Origin of the sequence: Pseudomonas sp. TMW22080 (assembly GCF_022496745.1) — a bacterium.
GTDB classification, from domain to species: domain Bacteria; phylum Pseudomonadota; class Gammaproteobacteria; order Pseudomonadales; family Pseudomonadaceae; genus Aquipseudomonas; species Aquipseudomonas bubulae.
In genome coordinates, this window is record NZ_SCFF01000002.1 from 634,738 (window position 1) to 653,149 (window position 18,412).

Annotated in this window: 16 protein-coding genes; 5 read left to right on the plus strand and 11 right to left on the minus strand. The window is 53.8% G+C overall.

Going from position 1 to position 18,412, the window contains the following annotated elements; translation table 11 throughout:
- Positions 1-575 precede the first annotated feature (575 nt).
- A complete protein-coding gene (locus EQV96_RS09365; protein WP_240881804.1) occupies positions 576-1,925 on the minus strand; it encodes a transposase in 1,350 nt (449 codons plus the stop codon).
- 340 nt (positions 1,926-2,265) lie between these two features.
- On the opposite strand from EQV96_RS09365, the gene EQV96_RS09370 reads away from it, so the two are divergent.
- The 5 genes from EQV96_RS09370 (at position 2,266) to EQV96_RS09390 (ending at position 8,654) form a co-directional block, all read left to right on the plus strand.
- Positions 2,266-3,555 carry an SIR2 family protein gene (locus EQV96_RS09370; protein WP_240881805.1) on the plus strand — a complete coding sequence of 430 codons (1,290 nt, stop codon included), beginning with the start codon at positions 2,266-2,268 and terminating at the stop codon, positions 3,553-3,555.
- A gap of 3 nt (positions 3,556-3,558) precedes the next feature.
- Positions 3,559-5,265, plus strand: a complete 1,707-nt coding sequence (locus EQV96_RS09375) for an ATP-binding protein (protein WP_240881806.1) — start codon at positions 3,559-3,561, stop codon at positions 5,263-5,265.
- A 68-nt stretch (positions 5,266-5,333) separates the two neighbouring features.
- Positions 5,334-5,861: a hypothetical protein gene (locus EQV96_RS09380; protein WP_240881809.1), complete on the plus strand. Its 528-nt coding sequence runs from the start codon at positions 5,334-5,336 to the stop codon at positions 5,859-5,861.
- Between the two features lie 421 nt (positions 5,862-6,282).
- Entirely contained in the window at positions 6,283-7,731 is a 1,449-nt protein-coding gene (locus tag EQV96_RS09385) for an AAA family ATPase (RefSeq protein ID WP_240881811.1), read from the plus strand.
- Positions 7,728-8,654, plus strand: coding sequence for a hypothetical protein (locus EQV96_RS09390; protein WP_240881814.1), 927 nt, complete (start codon positions 7,728-7,730; stop codon positions 8,652-8,654). The genes EQV96_RS09385 and EQV96_RS09390 overlap by 4 nt, the downstream gene beginning before the upstream one ends.
- 1,180 nt (positions 8,655-9,834) lie before the next feature.
- Here EQV96_RS09390 and EQV96_RS09395 read toward each other — a convergent pair.
- Genes EQV96_RS09395 through EQV96_RS09440 form a run of 10 tightly spaced genes read right to left on the minus strand, consistent with a single transcriptional unit; the run spans position 9,835 to position 17,658 of the window.
- Positions 9,835-10,113: a hypothetical protein gene (locus EQV96_RS09395; protein WP_240881816.1), complete on the minus strand. Its 279-nt coding sequence runs from the start codon at positions 10,111-10,113 to the stop codon at positions 9,835-9,837.
- A complete protein-coding gene (locus EQV96_RS09400) occupies positions 10,110-13,031 on the minus strand; it encodes a conjugative transfer ATPase (protein ID WP_240881818.1) in 2,922 nt (973 codons plus the stop codon). Before EQV96_RS09400 ends, EQV96_RS09395 begins: the two co-directional genes overlap by 4 nt.
- A complete protein-coding gene (locus tag EQV96_RS09405; RefSeq protein ID WP_240881821.1) occupies positions 13,031-13,435 on the minus strand; it encodes a TIGR03751 family conjugal transfer lipoprotein in 405 nt (134 codons plus the stop codon). Before EQV96_RS09405 ends, EQV96_RS09400 begins: the two co-directional genes overlap by 1 nt.
- Positions 13,413-14,891, minus strand: a complete 1,479-nt coding sequence (locus EQV96_RS09410) for a TIGR03752 family integrating conjugative element protein (RefSeq protein WP_240881823.1) — start codon at positions 14,889-14,891, stop codon at positions 13,413-13,415. The genes EQV96_RS09405 and EQV96_RS09410 overlap by 23 nt, the downstream gene beginning before the upstream one ends.
- Positions 14,881-15,726, minus strand: a complete 846-nt coding sequence (locus EQV96_RS09415; RefSeq protein WP_240881825.1) for a TIGR03749 family integrating conjugative element protein — start codon at positions 15,724-15,726, stop codon at positions 14,881-14,883. The genes EQV96_RS09410 and EQV96_RS09415 overlap by 11 nt, the downstream gene beginning before the upstream one ends.
- Positions 15,723-16,379: a PFL_4703 family integrating conjugative element protein gene (locus tag EQV96_RS09420; RefSeq protein ID WP_240881827.1), complete on the minus strand. Its 657-nt coding sequence runs from the start codon at positions 16,377-16,379 to the stop codon at positions 15,723-15,725. The genes EQV96_RS09415 and EQV96_RS09420 overlap by 4 nt, the downstream gene beginning before the upstream one ends.
- The gene (locus tag EQV96_RS09425; protein WP_240881829.1) at positions 16,376-16,756 is read right to left on the minus strand and encodes a TIGR03750 family conjugal transfer protein; all 381 of its coding nucleotides are present in this window, start codon (positions 16,754-16,756) and stop codon (positions 16,376-16,378) included. The genes EQV96_RS09420 and EQV96_RS09425 overlap by 4 nt, the downstream gene beginning before the upstream one ends.
- A gap of 12 nt (positions 16,757-16,768) precedes the next feature.
- Positions 16,769-17,107 (minus strand): TIGR03745 family integrating conjugative element membrane protein, encoded by a 339-nt coding sequence (locus EQV96_RS09430; RefSeq protein ID WP_240881831.1) that lies wholly within the window; start codon positions 17,105-17,107, stop codon positions 16,769-16,771.
- 18 nt (positions 17,108-17,125) lie between these two features.
- Positions 17,126-17,365, minus strand: a complete 240-nt coding sequence (locus EQV96_RS09435) for a TIGR03758 family integrating conjugative element protein (protein ID WP_240881833.1) — start codon at positions 17,363-17,365, stop codon at positions 17,126-17,128.
- Entirely contained in the window at positions 17,362-17,658 is a 297-nt protein-coding gene (locus EQV96_RS09440; RefSeq protein WP_240881972.1) for an RAQPRD family integrative conjugative element protein, read from the minus strand. The genes EQV96_RS09435 and EQV96_RS09440 overlap by 4 nt, the downstream gene beginning before the upstream one ends.
- Positions 17,659-18,412: the final 754 nt, after the last annotated feature.

Consider the following 18,412-nt stretch of genomic DNA (forward strand, 5'->3'; position numbering starts at 1 on the left):
TGCAGCACGGCTCACAAGAGCGCTGATTTCCCTCTCCCTCACCGAGACGATCTGTGTCTTACGGCAGTGCTGGAGTATTTTTTAGCGTGTGGCTGTGTGGTTCGGCAGATGCGTCTTCCATTTGAAACGCCTGTATCCATATACATGATGGCGCATACTAGCATTTCACTTCACTGGCGAGGAAGGACGGTCCTCGTTCACTGCCCGAGACAGGAAATCGCGCCAGGCAGCCTGCTTTAGGGCCCTGTTGTAGCCCAATGATTCTGGACACCCCGATAGGGCGTTAAGCTTCGCCCAACCATGAGGTGTTTGCGTGATCAGAAGATCATTCAGTACAGATTTCAAACTCGAAGCAGCCAGCCTGGTTTTAGCGAAAAGGGGACAGATTTATTTACTAGCCACCGTCCGCTCTTGGCCGATTCTGTTGAAAAAGTCGGAATTTCAGGCTGTAAGAAGGCGACGTTGGCCCTCGTTTCAGAACCTGGTCACCACGTTGCGTGGCTTTCAGGTTCTGCATTGATCGTTGCAGCTGGTTAATAGGTTAATTTGAGGGTTTTGGCTGATTCCGGGCGTACCTATCCCGTGGCCGGCGGCCCTTGTGAGGTCAGTTTCGCCAGTCTTCTTAAGTTCTGTACCGCAGCGGCCAAGGTAAATTCGTCGTTTGCACCGGTCATTCCTCGTAGCCTTAATCGATCCAGTTTCAGGATTCGTTTGAGATGAGCGAACAACATTTCGACCTTTTTGCGCTCATGGCGAGAGCACACGTATTGCGGTGTTGCGGCAATTCGCCGAGCAACATTGCGTGCCGCCTCATGGACGCTACGGGCGATTTTTCGGAACGAGGTGTTTGGGCAGCAGCGCTCTTTCATCGAGCATTTAGAGCAGTCTGTTTGCCGGGATCGAAAGATGATGGTGTCGGCTTTCGTGACATGTGAGCGCTGGTTCTTGAAGGCCCGCCATTCGCTACGCAGGGCATGCCCCGTGGGGCAACGATATTCCTGCGCTTCTTCACTCCATTGAAAATCACTGATCGAGAGGCTTTCGTTCTTTCGCTCGGTTTTGTCCCAAACCGGCACATGTGGCTCGATATCTTTTTCGTCCACCATCCAGGCCAGCATCGGTGCGACTCCGTAAGCGGTATCGACGATGAGCCGATCCGGCTTGATGTCGAACTGTTCTTCGATCCGCTCGATCATGGTCTTGGTGCTCTCGATCTCGGCGGTTCGATGAGCTGGGGTCGGCTCGACATCAATCAGATAGTTCGTCGAGTAAGCGAAAAACGCCGGGCCTCCTGGCGCTGCGGTCCAACGAGAAAGTGGATCAGTCAGTGACAGGCGCTTGGGGAGTGCTTCAGCCAAAGCTTCTTTATCCAGCGCTTCAAGGTACTCACGCACGGCGCGAGTACTCAGCGCCGGATCGCGCCAGTTGACCTCTTCGTTGCCGGGTACGCCACGTTGCCGACTGGCATCTGCTTTGATAATGCTGGCGTCGACAGCAAACCCTTCGCCCTTGACCAGACCTGCGTCCATGCAACGACGCAGCACCTCATTAAACAGCCAGCGAAACAGCGAACTGTCACGAAAACGACCGTGCCGATTCTTGGAAAACGTAGAGTGATTGGGGACTTCGTCTTCGAGGCTTAAGCGGCAGAACCAGCGATACGCCAGGTTCAAATGAGCCTCTTCGCACAACCGACGTTCGGAGCGAATGCCGTAGCAGTAGCCCACCACCAACAGGCGAATCATCAGTTCGGGATCAATCGACGGGCGCCCGATTGGGCTATAAAAATCGGCGAGATAATGGCGCAGATCGCTGAGATCAAGGCATCGATCAATGCTGCGCAGGAGGTGATTGGCTGGGATGTGATCTTCAATGTTGAAAGAGTAAAACAGTCTCTCTTGTCCGCTCGACAATTGTCCCATCATGCTGCGAATCCTCCCGCTGGCCGATGACCTGATTTTTGCCGCAGGCCAAGCAGGAGATCCACTTTTTCAACAGAATCGGCCAGAAGCTGACCCACAAACAGGTCTACGATATTAGGGCCGGTTCAGTGTACTGCAAGTGAGGTAAGCATCGCTGCCGCCTGTGAGAGGTGGACTCATTAACGCAAAGTGAGCCGCGTAGACGTTTACGATCTTGCTATCAGCTCGCCTCGAGTGGTGGCACTATGGCTCTCCAAGCCCTACTGCTGCTGTAGCGCGGAGCTCATCTGGGCAATTTGTTTGGGCATTTGCAGTTTCGCTCTTTGTATACAGGATCGTATTCATGACAGTCGAAGTTCCTACGCCTTCCGTTTCAGATTCGCTTCACTCACCTGCAATCCCGCCCATTCCTCCTTTTCCATCAAGCTACAAGGGGCTGCAAGCCTACCGTCCACCGGGGGCAGCGGAATGGCTTTCACTAACGGAAAACGCACGTCAAGTTTTGAAACCAACGCCAGAAGTGGATGATGAACTGATTCGCAGAAACCGGGCTGCACTGGCTGATATGTTCACTGCTGCGCTTCAAGTGCCAAACCTGGGTTTTCTTGCTGGAAGCGGAACATCGCTGCATCCTGTGGGTGGGCCAAGCATGTGGGAGCTTTGGCAGCAAGCAATGTGTGAGAAGGGTAGTGATGATCTGACGCATGAGGCGAAATACGTTGCAGGGGTGGTGCGGTATACCGAGCGAACAGCCCCTAACATTGAGCATTTTCTGTCTCAGTGCGATGCGTATCTAGCGTTCAATGAAGATCTGCGGGTTGGCGCTTTCCTCCACCAAGTAAAAACGGTCATTCTGAGAGCCTGTTCGGACTTCATTAACCTCCCGTCGTCGGACATTTCTGCCTACGAGTTTTTGTTACAAAAGCTAGCAAGACGGCGCGTCCGAGATCCGCGACTAAAGGTCTTCACCACCAACTACGACATGTGTTTCGAAACGGCTGCTTCTCGATTGGGAATGGTCGCTATTGACGGATTTTCCTACACGCGTCAGCGCCGCTTCGATGGAAAACACTTCACTTACGATATCGTCCGGCGTGAGGCGGATAGCCATGAATTTACTGAAGGCGTTTTCCAGCTTCTAAAACTGCACGGATCGGTCAGCTGGAGCCGGGAGGGAAACGAGATCTATGAGGACGCAGCGCCGTCTGCAGAAAACGCTTGTCTGATTTATCCCGCGAAAGGGAAGTACCAACAGGCGTTTTTACAACCTCACCTTGAGTTGCTATCTCGTTTCCTAGAGTTTCTACGGCAACCGAACAGTTGCCTGGTGGTCGCAGGCTTTGGCTTCAATGATGACCATCTATCGGAGCCAATCTATTCAGCGATCAAGTCTAATCCCAGCTTGAAGCTCATTCTCTGCGACTATCAATGCATCAACCACGTCAATAATCGTGGTTCGTATAGTTCCAGTCACTACTGGGGCGATTTCCACGACCTAGCACAGAAAGGGTTTGACGTGCATTTCGTCAGCGGTTCTTTTAGCGATCTGGTAAGTCTAATTCCAAACCTGCGAACAGCGTCGCCGGCGGAACAACTCGCGAATGCAGTTAAACGTATTGGTATTGGGAGGTGATGCATGTCGCTGAATGGAATACTTTCCAGTAACCTCAAAATCGGTGTCGTATCAAATATAAGTGCGCAGCTCATCAAAGCAAATTTAGCGCACGCCGGAGAGGTTAGCGGGCAATACCTCGGAAAGCATCGCTACGGTAAAGGCGAAGTCGGGGAGTTGGTGCTCATCGAGGGCCAGCAATCCGTACTTCTGGGAAGGATCACTGAGATCAGTCTTCCCGATCGTGATCGCGCCGAGATATCCCAGGACTTTGCTGGTAGCCAACAAGTCGACGCGATTGGGTTCATCCGTCTTTTGGGCTCCGTGAATCCGACCACCCTAAAGGTCACTGCAGGAGTGAACTCATACCCACGCCTCGGCGACCGGATATACTCAGCTCCTGGAGAGTTCGTATCTCAGATACCGCTCTTGACCTCTAGCGGGATAGACGGAGAGCCGCCCCGAGTCGCACTAGATCTCGGAAATGTATCGGGCGACAACGGTTTTCCCATTTCAGTCACGCCGGAGAAATTGTTCGGCCGCCATTGCGCCATCTTGGGGTCTACTGGCGGTGGTAAAAGCTGGACAACCTCCAAGCTCATCCAGGAATGTCGCCGATATCCCTCTAAAGTAGTTTTGATTGATGCCACAGGGGAGTACCGCTCTCTTACAGGGGACGATACGGAGCATTTTCACCTTGGCTCACCGATACATCGAGCAGTGGGTGCGATCGAGGTAGCAATTCCTCCAACGAGCTTTACCGAGAGCGACTTTATCGCTTTATTCCAGCCATCTGGAAAAGTGCAGGGCCCTAAGCTCAGGGAAGCTATCAAAAGCCTTAGGCTTGTTGCCCTTGCTCCGGCTCAGTTTCCTGAAGGCATCGTACGCAAGATCGGCCAGGCCAAAAAGACCTATCAGGACGCAATTAGAAGTGGAGATAACAGAAGCCTCGTCAGCAGTCCAAGCCAGCCTTTCGACCCATCTAATTTGGTGCGGCAGCTTGTTGAGGAGTGCTGTTATCCCGATGCGATAAACAATGCTACCTGCTGGGGTGGAGCGAGCAATGAAGTGTCCTTTTGCTCGTCGCTGTTCACGCGCATTCTCAGCGTCATGGACTCTCCGTCTCTACGATGTGTATTCAAGCCCGCCGCAGCGCTCCCAAGCGTGGTCGAAAAGTTCGACGCGTTCTTCGCAGGAGATAAGCGCTTGCTCCGAATTTGCCTGAGCTCCATTGGCTATGAGTTCAATGCTAGGGAAGTGATCGCCAATGCCATCGGGCGCCTGCTGCTGCAGCGAGCCAGGGCCGAGACTTTTAGACTCAAGCCCTTGATCGTAATTCTCGACGAAGCCCACAACTTTCTTGGCAAGACTCTTGGCAATGAAGACGATGTCCAGAATCTCGATGCTTTCGAACTCATTGCTAAAGAAGGACGAAAATACGGCTTGAACATATGCTTGGCCACGCAGCGCCCCAGAGATATTACTGAAGGGGTGCTCAGCCAGATGGGGACGCTACTCGTTCACCGATTGACGAATGATCGAGACCGGGAGGTCGTGGAGCGCGCGTGTGGTGAGCTTGATCGGTCGGCCGCCGCCTTTTTACCGAACCTCAAACAAGGTGAGGTCGCTATGGTTGGCGTTGATTTTCCCATACCTGTCACTATCCAGATCGGCAGGCCCAGTCAGCCGCCGATATCGGATGGGCCGAGCTTTCAGGATCTTTGGGGTTAGAGAGCCATTTACTTTAGTGCGGCAGGAGTATTTTAGGCTCTGATTGAAGAAGGGAGTATGGAAAGGTCATGAGAGACATCGAGGGAATCGACAAAGTGGTTGCGTACTTTCAGCCGCATAGGGCGGAGATTGAAGTGCGCTTCCATACAGAAAATGAAAACTACATAAACCTGATGAATCGGCCCCATGACATTATCGGTCGGCTCCTCAAATGTCATCCTGTCGTAGAGCACTATCTCGAACGCTTCCTGTCCGAGCATTACGGTATAGAAAATGTTCAAAACGCGAAGCTTAGTTTTTTCAATAAGGTAGCACTCCTACCTGGTCAGGCTTCCAGTGCAGCATTCGTTAAACCTGGAATCTTGAAGCTCAACTCACTCCGCAACCAGGTGGGACACAACCTAGGAGCAGATATCAGTTTCGATGATTTGGGCCCAATTAATGGTGTGCTAAACGTCGCTCGTCCAGGGATAGCTTTTCAAGCGCCAATCGATGCTATTGAGGCGTTCACAACCGTCGCCTGCACTTGGTTGATAGTCCCTCCCAAGGAGCTTCAGCACATATTTACAGAGGCATTCTCAGACGTTCGGCTGTAGCCTGGGGTACTACACAGTCTCAGGTCGCCAAGATGATTCTAAACTATTTTACGCAAGCCAAGCCTTCAGATAGGTTTAGTAGTTGAGTAAAATATTTCGGATCCTCGCGACAAGCCACAATCAATCCGCAGAGCTCCGCAAAATCCAAGGGCAAACCTCCTAATCGCTGACGGAGTAATTTTTCAGTTTGTTAGGTGGCTCAAAGAACTGTCGGCCTTGAACAATAAGGAGTATTTGGGGGGGGAGTTAAGTAGCTTGAGCTCTAGGTACGATCGTGGAGCAATCTGAGTATTTTGAGCTGGATTGTTTTTAGGGATAGGCCAAAATCTTATCGCAGCAGGTTATGGCTAAATGCTATTATTTCCCAATTACAGCATGCTCAATTCTTTGCAAGATTACTAACGGTGGTTAGGACAAGGTTATGTCAAAAATTCAAGCGGTACGAGTTGAGGATCGGCTGATTGAGCTTCTACCCCAAGGAATTGATCGCCTCGGAAAATTGTTTGAAATTGATAGCATTAATTTGCTATTAGGAACGAATGGCTCGGGAAAAACCAAGATGCTGTTGTCCTTGGCAAATGCTATCGGTTCCTCTCAGGATGACTCTGTTCAATTATATTTCCAAGGAACTCCTAATGGGAAATATGAGCCGAGTGCTCCGTATAATGAAGATATTTGTGCAATCTACTACTCAGCCTTACCGTACAGAAGGAAGATGCCTAGGAAGTCATGTGTCATAAATGCATCTCCTGTTGCAAAAACTTCTACTGATAGACTCCGGCTTACTCAGTTGCAAGAAGTTGCTGATATTTTGAAAGTAGATACGCGGTTGACGGGAGTTTTTGGGTACTCAAGAACTGTCTTTAGATCGGTTCTGATTCCTGCTTTAAGGAGTGAAAAAGAGATTCTGTCAACAGATATTAAACATGCCGCTCTTGAGTTAAATAAGTTGGTGAGCTATATTGAATCTAAAGAGGGGCGTGACTATAGAATTTCTGATAACAAGCGCGAGAGTATATTAAGGGAGTTAGAGTACCTTTTGGAGAAAAGGATAGATGCTCAGCTTGGGGTTCGGGACAAATGCTTGTTCTTGACAGCTTTAGAATATATATATGCAAAGAGCGATCGCTTTGACCGTAATGCCGTAGCGTTAGAGTTTTTGACTCGTATGGATATTGTTGATGTGCCTTCGAATGTTTCACAATTTAAAAAATTGGAAAAAGTTGTAGAGGATACTAAGCGCGTATTGGATAATTATGCCTATCAGGCGGATTTTGACTGGGAACAAAGACTTCATACGTTTCAAATTGACAGTGTTAGCCAGTCAGAGGCTATTCGGCAAAATGAAACACCTATTAAAATTGAGTGGTCGAATTTAAGTTCAGGGTTGCAAGCCTTGGTCGAGCAATTTTCACTAATCGATCGGGCAATAGGTCAAGCGGCCAGCAAAGGTAAGTTATCTATCTTGTTGTTGATAGATGAAGGGGATGCCTACTTACACTTGGATTGGCAGCGTAGGTACGTTTCTATGCTAAATAATTTTCTTGGCGGTCTAAAAATAAAGCATGGCCTTCATAGCTTGCAATTGATAATGGCGACTCACTCACCTTTGCTAGCAGCAGATATTCCTGGAGAGCTAGTTACTAGCCTTGACTCTAGAGATTCAATAAGTTCATTTGCGGCTCCTTTGGAGGACGTGATTGCAGGAGCTTTTGGTTCGAACTCTCTTGGTGAGTTCGCTGCTAGTAAAATCAATGAAATATATAGGCGGGCAGTAACTGGAGATACGACTGACTCTGATCGTCAAGTAGTCGAGGTTATAGGAGACTCGGCTATTAAGTCGGCGTTGAAACGGAGTTTCAGGGAATGATTATAAATATCTCTGATGTGTGGGCTAATGCCATGGCTGATCACTCGGTATTCCTCAGCTCCGAAATTGATATTGGATTAGAGGAGTTGAGCGATTCGTTTATAGATGTTGCTATTAGTGAGTTTATCACGGCTAATAGAGCGATAATAGTTGAAGGAACTCCCCTGGAGTTACCCGTATGTATTAATGATTTTGAAGAGCGTTTTGGTAGTGGAGTTCTTCGCAAGTGTGCTACTCAAAGGCTACAAGATATCTTTGACTTTTCCGATTTTTCAAAAAAATCTGACAAGCCTTGGACTGCTTATCAACTTTGTCTGCAGGCTAAATATAAAGTATGTTGTTACTGTCATATGGTAGAAACTGGGACTTGTCTGCCTGATGAGAATGTAAAAGGATATAGGCCGCCTATTGATCATTATTATGCAAAGTCGGATTATCCGTTTTTGGCGCTGAGTCTTTCAAATTTCATACCGTGCTGTGAGAAATGTAACGGCAGTCAAATGAAGCATGCAGTTGATTTTGCAAAAAAAATTCATTTAAATCCATTTGTTGATGAGGAGTCGATTGAGTTTGAACTTCACCCTCTATTAGTAGCCGAGGAAATGGTTGCGAGTGCTCTTGCTCTAGGACTATCCCCGGAGCACTATCAGCTAAAAGTTGAAGCGAAAAAAAACTATGCTGCCTCTAATGCGTCGATAAATACATTTCAGCTAAAGAGCCGCTACGAAGATTATTCAAGTAAAGCATTCTATCTCGCAAGAAAAATGAAAGGCTACGCCTCGCGCCAAGCGATGCTTGAAGCTGAGTTAGAGTTTGCGTTCACGCTCACTGATCATTTAGAGTTCGAACTCGATGATTACAAAAATCATGCTTATGGGAAAGTAAGGGTGTGTATTGCAAGGCAGTATGGAGCTATACCGTAGTGGCAATATGCATAAGTATACGAGTAAGGGTATGAATTTTTTGGCGGGCCTTCCTATTGTTGGAGGTCTGCATTTTTTCAGGTCTATAAATTTTTCATTTAGGTTGTGATTTTAAAAAACCACGAGTAGATGTGCAAGCTTTGACAAGTAGAATCTAGGGTTTAGAAAGCAAGGCATGCTGCTACTTCTTTCTGAGGGGGGCATTTTTTTGTTTCCAGTATCCTATAAATTAAAGCTAATGTATAAGCCGTTAGCTAATAGTTGCGAACGGATACGTTTCGCTAAGATACTTGTGGCGGTTTTTATAGCCTGGTTTAATATTCCTACGTCCTCGGAAACTCTCTGCTTCAGAAAATTTTTAAAAGTCTTTATTTGCTGTCAAAGAATGGCACTTTTCAGTGCTGGGATCGCGGTTAGTCATGGGAATGGCAGATACTTTTGGGCTGTGATTTTTGAGTACAAACCAAGGGGGTTGTGTAGTGATATTCAATACATACAGTCGCCGCGAGCAGCGCCAACTGCAGGCCGATGACCTGGTGCTGTTCTTTGATTTTGATGGGGCGCTACATCCAGATGCCGTGTACCGCACCAGATGCGGTCTTGAACTGAGGGCACCGGGTGCCCTGATGATGCATGCACCTATTCTGGTCGAGATACTGTCCGACTTTCCCAAGTCAAAATCTGCTTGTCTATGGTGCAGGGGGCAGTCCACCTGACGATTTCGCAATCCCGCTATCCAAATATGGCCATCTCATTCCAGATGTTCAACCGTCGAATCCGCAAGAGGTTCAACGGATCGTCCTGTTCCTGGCGTACCTGAGCCGCAACCCCGAGGTCCTTCCAGCCTTGGCCAAACTCTTCGATGCAAAGGCCGAGCAGATTGCGGCGTTCAGGTACTCGACAGAGCTCAGGAATACGATGGGGGAAGCTGTTGCCAAGTTGTCTGAAATCACCCCGGCCCTCTAAAAAAGGTTGCTCTAACCAAGGGCTTCAAGCGCCTGATCCAGACGCTCAAAAGGGCCGGGCGTGATCCCGAACCTGAGCAAGATGCGTAACGGGCTGTTCCCGTTCAGAGCCTAGCATTGGAGATTGCGGAGCAGGCCGAGGTCTGAAAGCGTACGGCGACTGGCGTGGTATGACCGCCGCTATGGGCTGCCCCCGCACCCTAGCCGTCTCCAGCCTATGCTTGGCTCACCAACCCACCTAGACGCAACCCTTCAAACAACTCCGTCTCGGCTGCTGAAGATTGCGGGTACTTCGTCAACCAAACCTCCAGCACAGCCCTCAACTGAATCTCAAAATCCCGTCGATCCACCGCCCGCACCAACACCTCCTGCAACTGCTCAACCAGCACCGGTGCGCAAACCTCCAGCGTCTGTAGCGCATCTTCCCCAGGCTTTTGCAGCAACAGGGTCAGGCTTTCTATCAAGTTTTGGGTCAGGCTATTTAGCGTTCTCATACCGGGGGCTCCAAGGCCGTGATGGGTTCGGGGAAGGTGATGACGTGGGGTTCGATTCCGCGTAAGCGGTCAATGCGGGCGGCGATTTGGATGGCGGCATCGAGTTCGCTAACCCCCTGGCTTTGCATGATGTCGTAGCGTTCTTTCTTTTCTTCCGACTCGGTCATGGCCAGCGCCAGGTACAGGCTGGGCGGTACTGCGCGGAACAGTACTTCCATGCTCTTGGAGAGCAGGACGCCTTCGGTGTATTTGCCGCTTTCTTTGCGCGCCGAGAGCATCAGGGCTTTTTGCGCGGGTGTCAGTTCGCGGAATCGGGAGATTTTCTCAACTTCGTCCGGCGGCATGTTCAGGCAGATCCACCACTCAATCATGTTGAGCATCGGTGCCGCCGCCGGGGGCAGGTCGTCGATGTTTTGCGTGGCCAGCCAGAACCAGGCGCCGAGCTTTCGCCACATTTTGGTGATCTTCACCACGTAGGGAGAGAGCAGCGGGTTTTTGGTGATGATATGGCCTTCGTCCGTCAGTTTGACGATGGGCCGGCCTTTGTATTGGTCGCGCTCGGCCAGGTTGTTGATGGTGTTCAGTAGCGAGATGTAGGCAATCGACAATTGGGCGTTGTAGCCTTCCAAGGCATAGGTGGCCAGGTCGACGATGGTGATGTCGGCTTCGGGCCAGGGTGTGCCTTCGCGGTTGAAGATGTCGCCATCGCTGCCCATGCAGAATATGTCCATGGCTTCGGCCATTTCCTGCATGCGGTTGCGCCGGGTCTCAGGAGCGCCTGCGTCCTGGGCGGCGGCTTTGAGGGCATCGCGGATGTCCTGGGTCAGTACCGGTCGGCCTGTGCTGGCGCAGGTTCTGGCTGCGGCGAGGATACCGTGGCGAATGGCGCTGCGATCGGCGCGGGTCAGGCGTTCTTCCTCCTTGGCTTCACCGCCGGTGATCATCAGGCGTGCGGCGATTTCCAGTTCACCGAGGATGTCGCGCTGTTCGTCCTGGCTGCTGGTATGGGCGTCGGAGGTCTCCACGTCGTCGGGGCCGACGATTTTGAGATTGTCTGTGCTTTGTACCAGCCGGATGGCATCGGCAAAGGGCGCCAGGCTGACGCCTGAGCCGGGGCTCAATTTGATTCGGTTGACGGTCAAGCCCAGGCGTTTTGCCAGATCGCCGGTCAAGCCGAAGCTGTTGCCAGCTTCCACGATAAACAGGCGTGGCCGGTACACCGCTATCAGTTGGCTGATCAGGTTACACAGGGTCGCCGATTTGCCGGCACCGGTCGGGCCGAACACAAACAGGTGAGCATTCATCTGCCGATCGAGCCGGTTTAGCGGGTCGAAGGTCAGGGGCGCGCCGCAGCGGTTGAACAGGGTGATGCCGGGGTGGCCGGTACCGGTGGAGCGGCCCCAGACCGGCGCCAGGTTGGCGATATGCTGGGCGAACATCAGTTGGGTGTACCAGTCCAGCGCACGGCGTTGGTTGGGGTCGAAGTTGCCCGGTAGCCAGCGCAGGTAGGTGTTCAGGGGCGCCACTTCATCCCGGGGCTCAACCGGCTCCATTCCGGCGCCAAGCAGAGCGGTGCTCAGTTGCAGGCTGCGTTCCTGCAGTTGCGCGTGGTCGTGGCCGCGCAGGTAAAACGCCACGCTGCCCCGGTACAGTTTGTGTTTGCGGCCGAGCAGTTGGCGGGCTGTGTTGACGTCTTCGCGGGTCAGGATCGAGGCCTGGGTATCTCCTACGGCTTTGCGGGACAGTTTTTCCAGATGACTTTCCAGGGTGTCCTGCGGGGTGATGACCAGGGTTATGCAGAGGAGGGTGTCCTCTGGCATTTTGTCGAACAGGGCATTGAGGGCATCGCCGCCTTTGCGGGTTTCGCCGGTGAGATGGCCGGTCTTGGGCGCTTCGCGCAGTCGATCGAGCATCACCACGCGATGGGGCAGGCCGTCGAAGTACCACAGGCCTTTGTCGGTATTCGACAGTGGCTCGCGGTAGCACAGGTTCTGCGAGAAGTCGGTGCCGCTGGCCAGCGGTAACTCGTCTTCGGCCATCGCGGGCACTTGCTGGCAGACCAGTTCATAGAAGCGGCGGATATCGGCATCTGCTGGCCCAAGGTGGTCGGGCCGAGGGTTGAACCAGTGGATCAGCCAGTGGCGGATGGCGTGGCCATCCATGCGATGGCTTTTGATACCTGCATTGGCCAGGCCTCCTGTCAGTCGATCGCAGATGATTTTCAAATACGGGCCGGGGGTTTGGCCACGTACGTCCAGGTCTGCGTTCTGGATACGGCGATAGACGACCAGTCGCACACGGCGTTGCTGGCCCCGCCAGGGCAATTGGCTGACCGTGGTGTCCTCGAACAGGCCGCCAGGTTTGGAGATGGCCGCCAGATGTAGTTTCATCAGTTGCAGATACAGCTCGGTGAAGGCGGTGCCTTTGGCCCGGGGCTGGATGTAGTCGTGCAGGTGTTGGAGATAATCGTCCCAATTAGTTTCGTCCTGGGCGTAGAGCTGGATCACCCAAGGGGATGTTTCCAGTTCGTCGAAGGAGTCCTGCAGCGCGTTTTCCAGCGCATCACGGACTTTGCGCAACCAGTCAGGGTCGCGGCCCTCGGTGCCAATGGGTGTCAGCTCGAAGAAAGCCGCGCGGGATACGCCGTCCTCCAGCAGCATGGCTTGCTCTGCCGGCAAGTAGTCGACCCAGGGCAGCAGGTCGACGAAGGAAGCGTTGACGTCGTACAGGCGGGCGACGTCGGCGGTGGTGGCCGGTTTCTGTTTGGGATTGCGCCAGTCCTCTGGGGAGGGAACGCCTTGCGCGGCCAAGCGTTCGAAGTAGCAATCGGTAGCGGCCTCGAAAGCTTCTGATGTTTGAGTGTGATCAAGGTCAGGCTCTGATCGTTGGCGTGCTTTAAAACGTTGCCAAAGTCCCATCAATAGTCCTCCGTGCGCTCACCGGGCATGGCGTATTGCACGCGCTGATACAGCGGGAACACCGTTGAGTAGCCCGGTATCGGCGCCGGGTCTGAGCCGGCCAAATGCGGGAAGACGTACATCACCAGGTCGGGATTGGGCAGGCGCTTGAACTGGCTGTAGATCTCGTTTTGCGCTGTGCGGGTAAAGGTGGTTTGATCGACCGGCCCGGACTCAAACGGTCGGCGCAGGGCCTGGCGTGCGTCTATCAATTGACGGTTGCTGGCGCTGGTGCCTTGCTGCCAAACATCCATCATCGTCTGCTTGCCGTGGGGTAGCAGCTCGTCCTTGCTGGTGGAGCAGGCTGAAGTCAGCAGTGTCAGGGTCAAAACGACAGAGTGTTTAGTCCAGCGACGTCGAGACATGGTGCCCCCCTGAGCGGTAGTCGACCTTGCGGCCCTTGAGTTCGTAATCGATGGTCAACTGCTGGTCCAGATGCACCACGACTTTGGCCCCGGGCTGCACATATACGGCGGCGAAGGCCTGACCATAGAGCTTGTTCACCCAACTGGAGATATCGTTGACGCCTGAGCCGATGATCTTGCTCATGGCTTCGCTGCCGGACATGCCGACGCTGCCCACCGTTCCGGTCTGGGTGTTGACGAATGAGCTACCGCCATCCGACTTGATAAGAGAGGCGGCGCCCGCGCCGGCAGCGGTGATCAGCACCTGAGAGCCGATGTACTGCGAGGCGTTGCTTTTGCGCTCTCCGCTGATGCAGGGAATGCCGTGGTCATCGCTGATCCAGCCCAGCCCGCCTTGAATGGTGGACTGGTTGCCGTTATTGCTGTTCGGGTTGTGGGTAGCTTCTTCAGGAGGCGCGGGCAAGGTGCGGACGGTGCCGTCGTTGAACACGAAGGTCAGGCTTTTGATCTGCCCGCGTACGCACGACAGGGTCCAGTCGCCGGACGCAGTTCCGCTGGCCACCGCCCCGGCGACATCGGGCAGGTCGATACCGTTGGCGGTTAGATTGTCCGGGCCGATCAGCACCTTGAACGGGTAGGGGTCATTGACGGTGCCGTCGATGGGCACCCGGCCAATCAATGCGGACATGGCCACCGAGCCCATCAATGTCGAGTTTTGCGGCAGGGTGTAGACCTTGCGCACTTGCTTGCGGGCGTCCTGCGGGGCGATTTCATTCGCCACGGTCTGGGCACCGAGGCTCAGGGCGTGTTGGTCGCGATCCAGGGTTTCCCCAAATGAGGTCGGGAAGTTGAAACCGTTAGCAGTTTGATTGGAGCCTGCGGCAATGGGTTTGCCGTTGATATCGACGGGCGTGGCGTCTTGCGGATTTATCCACACCAGGTCCAGCTCCGGCGCTCCCTTGAAGTGCTGGCCATCCCCGGGCTGAACACCAAAGCCGATCGGCAAGTCAGTCCCGGTGGTGCTGCCTGCGCCCGGTTTGTTGCTCAGGGTGTTGTACTGCTGTTGCATCGTATCCAGGAAGGTTTGACTCTGTTGCTGCGACTCTTGCTTGAAGGTGTCCTTGGCGTTTTGCAGAGTGGTCGCGATATTTTGATCGATGCTTTGCAGGCGCTTTTGCAGCTCGGCATTCTGTTGTTTTAGTGCGTCATTGTTCTGCAGGGCATTGCTGACCTGATCTTTGAGCTGGCGACTTTCGGCAACTATGGTGCGCAGCGTGTCGCCGGGGGTATCGCCGTCGACTCCGAGTTTTTTCGCTTCGTTTGAATTGAGGGAGAGGATGCCTGCATCTTGAGCGTCCTGCTGAGAGCTGCCGCCGCTAAACAGCTTGGCCATGACGATAACCGCGACGATCACGAACGGGATAACCAGAAACTTGATCAGCGGATTATTCTTCACGGCGCGCTCCTTTCGGGTCTATCAGCCCAATAGTCAGGGGCAGTACCGACTCGGGCAGGCCGTGGCCACGGGTTACCAGATAGACAGTCGTGGTGTCGCTGGAATCGCCTTTGGCGCCGAGATAGGGGTGCTGGAAAGTGGCGGTGACGAAGTCGCCCATCAACTCACGCGGGTCCAGAGCCACAGGCTGGCTGCTGGTGTTGCGTAATTTGACGGCCGTGATCCATAAATCCTCCAGTCGCCATGCCCCCAAGATCCCGGCCTTGACAGGCCGAGTGGGTAGCAGGGTGGTGAGATCCAGGTTGCGTTTGATATTGACCTGCGCAATGCCTGGCACCGGCTCAACCGTGCGCAATGGGGCATACAGCATCTGCGCGGCATAGCGTGTCATCACCACTGGCAGCGGTGTTTCACGCCGGGCTGGCGCTGCGTCGTCGCTAATATTCTCGGTGGAATGGGGAGCGGCTTTAGTGGCCCCAGGCTTGTCACCGGCCACGATCCTCATCGGCTCGGGAGCTGGCTGCTCCGCCTTGGCCGGTGTCGCGATGATATCCACCAGCATGATTTCGCCGGTACTCATGTTTTGCAGTTGCAGGCGGGTCGGTTCGATGGGCTCCTTGGCCAGCAAATACAGGGTGCCACCGGTACTTTGTAGACGCAGCTTGTCCACCAGATGGCGGGGTAGGCCCACCCGCACATTCTGATCAACGAAAACGATGCGCTCCTGCCCGACAATCAAGGGCAAGGCCAGCGGAATACGCTCCCAGCGCTGGATCTCCACGGCATGGGCGAAATTGCATGCAACCAGCGCAGCGAGCAGCAGAAGGCGCTTCATCCTCTATCTCCCACCCTGGTGGGTTCTGCGGCGACCTCTATACGTTGCGGATTACCGCTGTAGCAGTCCCAGGCCAGGCCGAAGGGGTTCTTCTCGGGATCAACATCGGAGCGAATGATATGCAGGGGGTAGCGCGCAAACGCTCGCTTGACCCGCTCGCCGCCGTAATGCTCGTCGGCGGTGATATCCAGGTTCACGGTCCAGTCATTGATGCTGTGTTGCTGAACATGCGGCTCTTGCAGGTTGTCGATACCGCGCCCGGGAATCTCGAACACCCCGCGTTCGCGTTTGCGTAACTCCCCGCTATTGCGGCGCAACTCGAAATCCCGCTGCAAGTAGGCTTTGCAGCTCGGCGTTAGATAGCCGCCTAGGCGGATGATATTGTCCTCGTAGTCGGTCTCACCGTCAGAGGGCCAGCGGTTCATTTGCTGGAAGATGTACAGCCCAAAGGCGTACACCGACTCGGGAGGAACGTCCCACCACGGCCGTGTGCTGCCGGTTCGCAGGTCTGGCGGCACATGAATGGTCAGGTCGCGTGGGGCGCTTTGCCAGCCATACGCCATAAACAGCCCGAGTGCGATCAGCATGCCGATCACCAGGCGCAGGCTTTTGATGTGGGCCAACTGCGCATCCACGCGCTTGCGATAGGTCATGGCGCCTCCGTGCGACGGCAAGTCCATGCTCCCGAGCGCGTGATCAGGCGTGCGCTGTTCCAGGTCGGGATATGCCGGGCAATCGCCAACTGCATCTGGCGGTACAGCCAGGTGCCCGGGCGTCCGCGCTTCATGCGGCGCAAGATTCGGCTGGCGATAGCCAGTCCCAGCACGCCGCCGACCATGGCTCCAGCAATAATCAGTGCCCAGATTTGGGTCAGAATTGCGGCGGGAATGCCAGCCAACAGTCCCGTTACGCTACAGACCAGCAATGTGGTCCACATCTCGTCGGCAGTCAGACCTCCCATGATCACGGGTTGGCTGTTCAGCCTGCCCGGAAGAAACATCAGCGTGCCGTCATCAAATAGCTCGGTCATAGCCCGTACTCGTTAAAGGATGGCGGTGGCCTTGGTTACCAGGAAGATGGCAACCCCGAGAATCGCCACACCCACCGCGGCGGTCGCTCCCAGGTCCATCCACTTCTTCTTGCCGAGCTGAATCTCGTGGTAAGTGCCGAAGGCATGCCAGGCCACCCCGCAAAACACTACGGTGCAGATAATGAGGCCGATGAGCAGAGAGCCGTCATAGGCGAAGTTCTGCATCGTTTGAATCAGATTCGTACCCTCGCCACGAGAAGGTGCCTGAGCCGTTGGAAGCCCTGCCATGGCCAAACCGGGCAAAGCGAATGCACCGGTCGCAATACAGCGTGTTTTTGAAAGTCGAAACATGGCAAAACTCCAAAGCGGTCAGCTAAGAACGAAAGCAGTGAGAATCATGCAGAGCAGCAGAATGCGGATCACAGAGGGTGCCGCGACGGATCGATCCAGATTGCCGGTGGCCCAGCCCCGGTAGCAGCTCCAGATCGCCCAGGCCCCCCACAAAAAACTGATCGCCACGGTAAAGCCAACAAACAGCAGATAACTGGCTGAAGGCGGGAAACCTCCAGCAGCCTGAAAGGCAGAGGCTTGAACGCCACTCATGCTCATGGCTTGCGTCCTTCAGTTGAGTAATTGCCCGAAATCTCAACCGGGTCGCGAGGCTGGGCTCGACTGGGCGTCAGGTAGTTTTCCAGGCCCAGTCGGATTCGCTCGATATCCCGGGTCAGACGCGGATAGTCGAAGTAGTAGCGTTTGCCGGGTTCATCGGTGAGCTGGGCACTGCGCTGGGCTGTGTCTTCCAGGGCGTTTAACTGGCGGATCATGATGGCCATGTTGGATTGTTCGGAGGCAGAGGCGGCTGATGCGTGGGCGATCGGCAGGGTGCATCCAGCCAGTGCGATAAGACACGCAAGGGTAAAGCGGTAAGTGAGTGCTGTGAGACGCAGGTACTGGATCACGGCTGAGCTCTGGTGATTCGTGTTGTTGCCAGAGTGCCGAGTTCAGTAGGGTGCTTGCCGCAAGAAAAGAATATTTAGGGGGGGAGGGATTTCTTCTGTGGCTCGAGTGGCCATGACTCAGTTTAGGTTGGATCTTTGAAAAGCCCTTTGAATAGAGTTCGTCTAAGGGCTAGCCAGTCCAAGGGCTGTACAAAGAAGCGATGATGCTGGACGGTCTCTTTGGTGCTAGTAGTAAGTTTTCCACCTAAATGTCCCGCTTGGATCCTTGCATTGCATTCCTTTAACCTTCCCTGTGATCGTAATCTCGTCAAGTGCCTTCGTATGCTGGCAGGGATTTGATGCGGAGTCTCCTGAAAAGGCAACTGAAGAACCAAGCATCGAGACTTATGCAGCCAGGAGACAGCGGTCTCGATTTGTTCCGGGATGAATTTCACAGGGATGCGCTCAGAGGGCGTGATTCATGCGGGTGACTTGGGCGTACGCTTACCTTCCATCACCAGTTTGAGGGTTGAATAGTAAGCGTCCGCCGAAGTCACCTTGCACGACTCAGGTAGCGGCGTAGCCAGGCACCCCACATCCGACATACTCTTGAAGAGTGGCAGGGCTATTTAAGGGCTGGCCGGAAGTAACTCCGGAGGGTGATGCACAGACGCAGCCTGATGATCGTTAATTGCGGAGCATAAAATAATAAATGCGC